We start from the raw sequence: 6923 nt of genomic DNA on the forward strand, positions 1-6923 counted from the left end.
CCTGATCAGAACTATAATTTAAACTATGGTATACTTCAGCCAAAAATATGCTACAGTGTTAGTTGAAATGAGGAACTTTTACAGAAATATCTAATTCTAGTGTAGGGATTTCATCAAGCCATTGAATACAATTATTTTTCAAAATCGCTTTAATTTTTTTTAACATAGTTTGACTTTTAATTGTTAATAATTGATTAATTCTGAAAAAAATTACTATACTATTATACTTTACAATATTACAAAGTGATCGCACCTCAAATTCCCCTACAAAAAGCGAGCCCATTCTCAACTTCCCAAAAAAGCTATACCTACGGTAAGTTGCGGGAACGCATCCCTAACTTTCTTCCCAAAAAGCGATCGCATTTCAAGAATTGAACTGAGTTAAAAAAGCGATCGCTACCCCACACCCCAACCTTAAACCGCAGAGCAATTATTCTCTTCTGTAAAATCCGTAATCGGAATTAGTGTAACATTACAATTAATAGCAGTATTCGATTGACGTTGATCAACAGTAATTAAAGGATAATTTAGATTTAACGCTAAAGCAATATATAGAGAATCATAAATAGCTAATTGATGCGTTAATCCAATATCTAAGGCAACAGATAGTAAGTGATGAACAGAAATAATTTGAAAGGGAATAGATTGTAAATCCTAAATCAGTAATTTTGCTTGTTTTTCAGGAAGTCCATAAAATCTAACTTGCTTCCAAATGACATTTGTACATTCTAATAAGCAAAATTCAGGGATGTAAAACTGATCTCCTTCCAAGAGGCGATTAAAAAGTATTCGGGTTTGTGCAGTGTATTCTTGCTGAATAAATCGCTGAATCACAATACTAGCATCAATAATATAATGATTCATTATTTATTGCGATCCTCCTGTAAAAGTTGTAAGGTAGAAGGAACAGAGTTAGGAGGATTCCAAATATGAGAATCAATAGATTTAAAGATTTCTGTCAACTGGTGTTGATTAGAAGATTGTTTGATAATTTTTTGTTCTCTAAGTCTTTCATCAACAATTGAAACAATTAGGGTTTTTAATTCTTCAAAGTTGAGATTAGATAACGGTTTTTTTAACATGATTTTTAGCTCGTCTAGTTATTTATCAGTGAGACACTTTCTGGAGATATTGTTAATGGATTCATCATCAGCTTTACATTTAGTAAGATTATTGATAATGCCTATATTATTATAGCATAATATCCATGTTATCATGTGCGATCGCATTTCAATTAATTGAACTGAGTTAGAAAAGTAATAATTTTTGCTTCTGTAGCCAGTTAATATTAGATTGTGATAATATTAGTTAAATTGTACTGATCAATCATCAAAATATGAAAATTAAAGTCATTGTTTGGCAAGAAGATAATGTTTGGTGTGCGAGTGTTCCTGCATTACCGGGTTGTCATACTTGGGGTGAGAGTTACGAACATTTAATGGAAATGGTGAAAGAGGCGATCGAAGGTTGGTTAGAAGTTGCAAGTGAACAACAATCTCCCACTGAACAACAACAATTAGTGGAGATTTCTCTATGAAGTCAGTTTCGGGGAAAGTGCTGTGCAAAATTGTTGAAAAGGTGGGATGGAAATTAAATAGGGTAAAGGGAAGTCATCATATTTATACTCAAGAAAATAGTTCAGTTATTCTTGTAATTCCTGTTCATGGGAATAGAGATTTACCTATCGGAACATTAAAAGCAATTCTGAAGAATGCAGGTTTAACGGAAGATGATCTTAATTTATAATTGATTGTTTTTTAAGAGTTATTAAGAGCGATCGCATTTCAAGAATTGAACTGAGTTAGAAAAGCGATCGCTGTTTTGATGGGAATTTTAGGAAAAGGAACGATCGCTTATCTACATCTAAAACCAAGATTTAAGCACAATGTGGAACAGGCATCTTGCCTGTTATCCGAAATAAACGAACCCTAACCATAATACTAAATCAAAACCTCCTGCTCCTGCAAATAAATCTAAAAGTTTAAGGTTTTTATTGTTCATTGGTACTCAATTAATATTAAATCAAGAAAGTAAATCATCAATATTTTGTTGATCGCTAAGTAACCATTTAAGGAGTTTCTTACGTTGATCTAATGGTAAGTCTTCAGGATTTACATCTACTCTATCTTGTAGTAATTGAGCAAGTGATTTTTGTGCTTTTTGTGTACGTTTTCTCCTCCTCTGATTTTCGTAAGTTTCAAGATTACGTTTAATTTTAGTCATATCAGGTACAATAAAGTTAACACGACCAACTTCTTCTAAAATTTCTTGTATTTCTCTAAATAATAATTTACTATTCTCGCCCACACCAGTAAGGTTTAACCAAGCTTTTGTTCTTGTCATTGCAGTAAAAGCTATATTTCTTTGTTTTACAATATCACTTGAACTTGCAATATTTTCAAACCCATAAACATATACAAGAGATGCTTCATTCCCTTTGCACGAAAAACACTCGTTATAGTTACACATCCCTCTGAACGAAATATATCAGCAGAAGTATCTTTTCCTATTCTTACAGATCTAATTCCCCTATCTTTTAATCCTTCAAATAATTGTTGATATTCGCTATTAGTAAATTTTGTTCTACCATCTAGGGCAATAATTGCAATCTCTTCAGGCTTTAACTCTTCTTCTTGTATGTTTTTATCTATATCATCAATTATCCATTCTAATTCTTGCTTTCTATTGTCAAATGATTTACATTGTATTAAATTATGATATCCAACCAATTCTTCTAATAAGTGGGGAGAGTTATTCTTGGGACGATGAAGAGTAATTTCTTGACCTGTGGTTAATTCATTACTATTTACTTGTTCTGCTTCATATCCTATGTCTTGCCATCCTGCAACTGTATTAATGAACTGAACTGCACCTCCTTTTCTTCTTAAACCTAAACCAAAAGCATGAGCAGCAATTAAAACAGGTCGGGGATTTCTATAACAATGATATAAAATCATATCTTTTTCAATTTCTCCTGGATAAAGTCCATCGAGACTTACTAATGGATTACCATCAAAATCTTTTCCAAAAAGACTTTCAGCCGTTGGTATTTCTAACTCTTCCAAACTTTGAACTTCATCATATCCCCAAATTATTCTCTTAGGTTGTTTAAGTAACTGATAACATAATCGAAAGTAGTTTTCACCAAAATCTTGAGCTTCATCAATTAGAATGGCATCAAATAATTCTGGAATTTCGTTTTGATTAGCTAATAATTCAGCACAACATCCATTAAAAGCAATTCTTCCACTAGATGTACCAAAATAACTTTTAGCATTGTCATAATTTCTAAAATTAATCATTGTTTGAGATGTTATTTGCTGATAAAGTCCAGATTGTTCTTTAGCTCCCCAAGCGTGAAGTACCTGAATTTTATTCCAATTGGGTTGTTCTAATTCTCCTCTAGAAAATTCTTGAACAAAACGAGTGATATAGTTAATAATTTGTTCATATAAAGAGCGAGAATAAAATGTATAAACAATAGACCAATCAGGATTTTCAACGTGCATATATGCAGCTTTTTGAGCTAAAACTACTGTTTTACCTGTACCTGCCAGTCCTCTAATTCTTTGGGGTCCAGTAGGAGTTTGAACCGCAACTTTATGTTGTTGAATATCAAAAGATTTAATTTTTTCCTCAACTTTTCTGAGAAAGGCTGCTTTACTATCTTTATTTTTAGTAGGTCTGCGTTTTTGAGATTGAATCCCTTGTGAACCTGTAATCACTGCTATAGCTGTATTCCATTCCTCTTCTGTTAAAAGATTTTGTCGCTTCATTGGTGCATTAATAATTCTTTGATATAATCCGTCAGTCTCTAAGTCTCCTGAAAATATTAACTCCCATTTAGGGGCAGATAAATGTTCTTCAAATTTCTTTTTCCATAAAGGTTCACTTATATAAGGTAAAGCAATAAAAGCTTTACCAGATATTTTGCAATTACCTTGATCATCCCTTAACAAACCATGATGAAAGTGTTTTAATCTATCAAGAATAGCCCACATATGTTTTTCAGCTTGTTCATAGGGTTCTATTTCATCCTTGTAAAAATCTTGCATATACCAAGTATGACCTTCAATAGATTCAATATTTTCTAAATAACATCCTTTAACTTCTATAACTATTAATCCTAATTGAGGATGAAGAATAATAATATCTGGTTCTAAACGAGGACCACTATAACTTGTAATAGGATAACGATGCCAACAATAACCAGGTTGCTCCTTAAATTGCTCTTTTATTCCATCCCAAACGATTTTTTCTGCTTCACTATCGAAGTTTTTTGTTGAAATAAATTCCATAGGTATAGTTTTTAATATGTAAGTTGTTTTTTTTGAAAATTCTTTTCAACTCAAGGTGAGTCAGTAAAGACCCACCTCAAAATTATACTACTAAACCAAAACCTCGTCTAACTGAGGCATCTGATCCACAGGAATCACCCGTCCGAAATCCTCAAAATTCTCAATTTGATCAAAATTGAGATAACGGTATAAATCACCTTTAAAGGGGTCAACTTTTTGCGCCACAATAGTCATATATTCCTCAACCGTCGGAATCTTACCTAATAGGGCACAGACCGCCGCCAATTCCGCAGAACCGAGATAGACCCTTGCACCTTTACCCATGCGATTATTAAAATTACGGGTCGAAGTCGAGAACACAGTGGCATTATCCTCGACACGGGCTTGATTCCCCATACACAGGGAACATCCGGGCATTTCTGTCCTTGCACCTGCGGCGGCAAAGATACCATAAACCCCTTCTTCTCGGAGTTGTTGTTCATCCATGCGAGTCGGTGGACAAATCCATAAACGGCCTTTCACCGTACCCGCACCTTCTAAAATCTTAGCCGCCGCCCGATAATGGCCAATATTGGTCATACAAGAACCAATAAACACCTCATCTACTTTATCCCCGGAACATTCACTCATTAATTTAACATTATCCGGGTCATTGGGTGCGGCAACAATCGGTTCTTTGATCTCGCTTAAATTCACTTCCAGGGTATCCACATATTCCGCATTGGCATCGGCAGACATTAAACTCGGATTAGCCAACCATGCTTCCATCTTAGCAATCCGCCGTAACAAGGTACGAGCATCTTGATAACCCCGTGCAATCATATTTTTCATTAACACGACGTTAGAACGCAAGTATTCCGCGACGGTTTCTTCACTGAGTTTAATCGTACTTCCAGAACAGGAACGTTCAGCCGTGGCATCGGTTAATTCAAAGGCTTGTTCCACCTTTAAATCTGGTAAACCTTCCATTTCCATGATGCGACCGTTGAAAACGTTGATTTTGTTTTCTTTTCCAATGGTGAGCTTACCTTGTTGCATGGCGACCCAGGGAATAGCGTTAACGATATCCCGTAAGGTGACTCCGGGTTGTAATTCTCCGGTAAACTTAACTAACACCGATTCTGGCATATCTAAGGGCATGACTCCTAAAGCGGAGGCAAAAGCCACTAAACCTGACCCGGCGGGGAAGGAAATACCGAGGGGAAAACGGGTGTGAGAGTCGCCGCCTGTACCAACGGTATCCGGTAATAACATCCGATTTAACCAAGAGTGAATAATTCCATCTCCAGGCTTTAAGGCGACCCCCCCACGAGTCGAGAAAAAGTCGGGTAATTCTTTATGGGTTTTAATATCAACGGGTTTCGGGTATGCTGCGGTGTGACAGAAACTCTGCATAACTAAATCAGCCGAAAACCCTAAACAGGCAAGTTCTTTGAGTTCATCCCTCGTCATCGGGCCAGTGGTATCTTGAGAACCGACGGTGGTCATCAACGGTTCGCAGGATGTCCCTGGACGAACTCCGGGCAAACCGCAAGCTTTTCCGACCATTTTTTGGGCGAGGGTGAAGCCTTTTCCGGTGTCTTCCGGCAGAGAGGGACGCACAAACAAGGTGCTGGGTTCTAGTCCCAAGGCGGCGCGGGTTTTATCCGTTAAGCTACGACCAATTAATAGAGGAATACGACCTCCAGCCCGGACTTCATCTAAAATCGTATCGGGTTTGAGGGTAAAGGTAGAAATTACTTCTCCCGCTTCGTTGGTAATTTCACCGTTGTAGGGATGAATGGTGATCACATCCCCAGTATTCAGTTTACTAACATCACATTCGATGGGGAGGGCGCCGGAATCTTCGGCGGTGTTAAAGAAAATTGGGGCAATTTTTCCCCCTAGAATATAGCCGCCCGCGCGTTTATTGGGAACGTAGGGAATATCGTTACCAATATGCCACAACACGGAGTTAATCGCAGATTTCCGAGAAGAACCTGTGCCAACAACGTCTCCGACATAGACGACGGGATGTCCTTTTTTCTTCAGTTCGGCTATGGTTTCTAACCCTCCGGGCATCCGACTTTCCAACATGGCTAAGGCGTGTAAGGGAATATCGGGGCGGGTGGTAGCGTGGGGTGCGGGAGACAGGTCATCGGTGTTGGTTTCCCCAGGAACTTTAAAGACAGTCACGGTAATGGTTTCGGGCAGTTGCGGACGTCCGATAAACCAGTCGGCTTCCGCCCAAGCGTCAATGACTTGTTTAGCAAAAGGATTAACTTCCGATAAATGCAGAACGTCGTTGAAGGCATCGAAGACTAACAACGTCTTACTGAGGGCATTCGCAGCAGCCGAAGCAATACTTTCATCCCGAACTTTGAGTAAGTCTATCAGGGATTGGACGTTATAGCCTCCCACCATTGTACCTAATAGGGAAACAGCGCCTTGATGGGAAATCAGGGGGCTGGTGATTTCGTTTTTGGCAATAGCGGTTAAAAAGGCGGCTTTGACATAAGCGGCTTCATCGACACCGGGAGGGATACGGTCTCTCAGCAAGGTCATCAAAAATTCTTTCTCTTCCTCTGGCGGGTTTTTCAAGAGTTCGCAGAGTTCGGAGGTTTGTTGGGCGTTGAGGGGAAGGGG

At 37.9% G+C, this 6923-nt stretch carries 8 protein-coding genes; 2 read left to right on the forward strand and 6 right to left on the reverse strand.

Going from position 1 to position 6923, the window contains the following annotated elements; translation table 11 throughout:
* Positions 1-414: 414 nt before the first annotated feature.
* From ACKPEB_RS22495 to ACKPEB_RS22505, 3 genes are read right to left on the reverse strand one after another with little or no spacing between them, the layout of a single operon-like run.
* Positions 415-642 carry a type II toxin-antitoxin system VapC family toxin gene (locus ACKPEB_RS22495; RefSeq protein ID WP_408967259.1) on the reverse strand — a complete coding sequence of 76 codons (228 nt, stop codon included), beginning with the start codon at positions 640-642 and terminating at the stop codon, positions 415-417.
* Positions 643-654: 12 nt separating this feature from the next.
* Entirely contained in the window at positions 655-864 is a 210-nt protein-coding gene (locus tag ACKPEB_RS22500; protein ID WP_408967251.1) for a type II toxin-antitoxin system VapC family toxin, read from the reverse strand.
* On the reverse strand, positions 864-1082 hold the full coding sequence (locus ACKPEB_RS22505; protein WP_408967252.1) for a hypothetical protein: 219 nt from the start codon (positions 1080-1082) through the stop codon (positions 864-866). Before ACKPEB_RS22505 ends, ACKPEB_RS22500 begins: the two co-directional genes overlap by 1 nt.
* Before the next feature lie 254 nt (positions 1083-1336).
* Here ACKPEB_RS22505 and ACKPEB_RS22510 point away from each other — a divergent pair, with 254 nt between their 5' ends.
* Both ACKPEB_RS22510 and ACKPEB_RS22515 read left to right on the forward strand, forming a co-directional pair.
* Positions 1337-1537 carry a type II toxin-antitoxin system HicB family antitoxin gene (locus ACKPEB_RS22510; protein WP_408967253.1) on the forward strand — a complete coding sequence of 67 codons (201 nt, stop codon included), beginning with the start codon at positions 1337-1339 and terminating at the stop codon, positions 1535-1537.
* A complete protein-coding gene (locus ACKPEB_RS22515; RefSeq protein ID WP_408967254.1) occupies positions 1534-1746 on the forward strand; it encodes a type II toxin-antitoxin system HicA family toxin in 213 nt (70 codons plus the stop codon). The genes ACKPEB_RS22510 and ACKPEB_RS22515 overlap by 4 nt, the downstream gene beginning before the upstream one ends.
* Positions 1747-2022: 276 nt before the next feature.
* On the opposite strand, the gene ACKPEB_RS22520 is transcribed toward ACKPEB_RS22515, so the two are convergent.
* The 3 genes from ACKPEB_RS22520 to acnB all read right to left on the reverse strand — a co-directional run.
* A complete protein-coding gene (locus ACKPEB_RS22520; RefSeq protein ID WP_408967255.1) occupies positions 2023-2343 on the reverse strand; it encodes a hypothetical protein in 321 nt (106 codons plus the stop codon).
* A 26-nt stretch (positions 2344-2369) separates the two neighbouring features.
* Complete coding sequence (locus tag ACKPEB_RS22525; RefSeq protein ID WP_408967256.1) at positions 2370-4298, reverse strand: NERD domain-containing protein; 1929 nt, start codon at positions 4296-4298, stop codon at positions 2370-2372.
* 90 nt (positions 4299-4388) lie between these two features.
* Positions 4389-6923, reverse strand: a 2535-nt coding sequence (gene acnB, locus ACKPEB_RS22530; RefSeq protein WP_408967257.1) for a bifunctional aconitate hydratase 2/2-methylisocitrate dehydratase, incomplete at its 5' end; no start/stop codon positions are given.

It is taken from the genome of Planktothrix sp. (assembly GCF_046067725.1).
Classification (GTDB): domain Bacteria; phylum Cyanobacteriota; class Cyanobacteriia; order Cyanobacteriales; family Microcoleaceae; genus Planktothrix.

What these genes read in the sequence shown, in the direction of transcription:
- ACKPEB_RS22505 (WP_408967252.1), bottom strand. Translation starts at nt 1,082, where the DNA reads ATGTTAAAAAAACCGTTATCTAATCTCAACTTTGAAGAATTAAAAACC.
- ACKPEB_RS22510 (WP_408967253.1), top strand. Translation starts at nt 1,337, where the DNA reads ATGAAAATTAAAGTCATTGTTTGGCAAGAAGATAATGTTTGGTGTGCG.
- ACKPEB_RS22525 (WP_408967256.1), bottom strand. Translation starts at nt 4,298, where the DNA reads ATGGAATTTATTTCAACAAAAAACTTCGATAGTGAAGCAGAAAAAATC.
- ACKPEB_RS22520 (WP_408967255.1), bottom strand. Translation starts at nt 2,343, where the DNA reads ATGACAAGAACAAAAGCTTGGTTAAACCTTACTGGTGTGGGCGAGAAT.
- ACKPEB_RS22500 (WP_408967251.1), bottom strand. Translation starts at nt 864, where the DNA reads ATGAATCATTATATTATTGATGCTAGTATTGTGATTCAGCGATTTATT.
- ACKPEB_RS22515 (WP_408967254.1), top strand. Translation starts at nt 1,534, where the DNA reads ATGAAGTCAGTTTCGGGGAAAGTGCTGTGCAAAATTGTTGAAAAGGTG.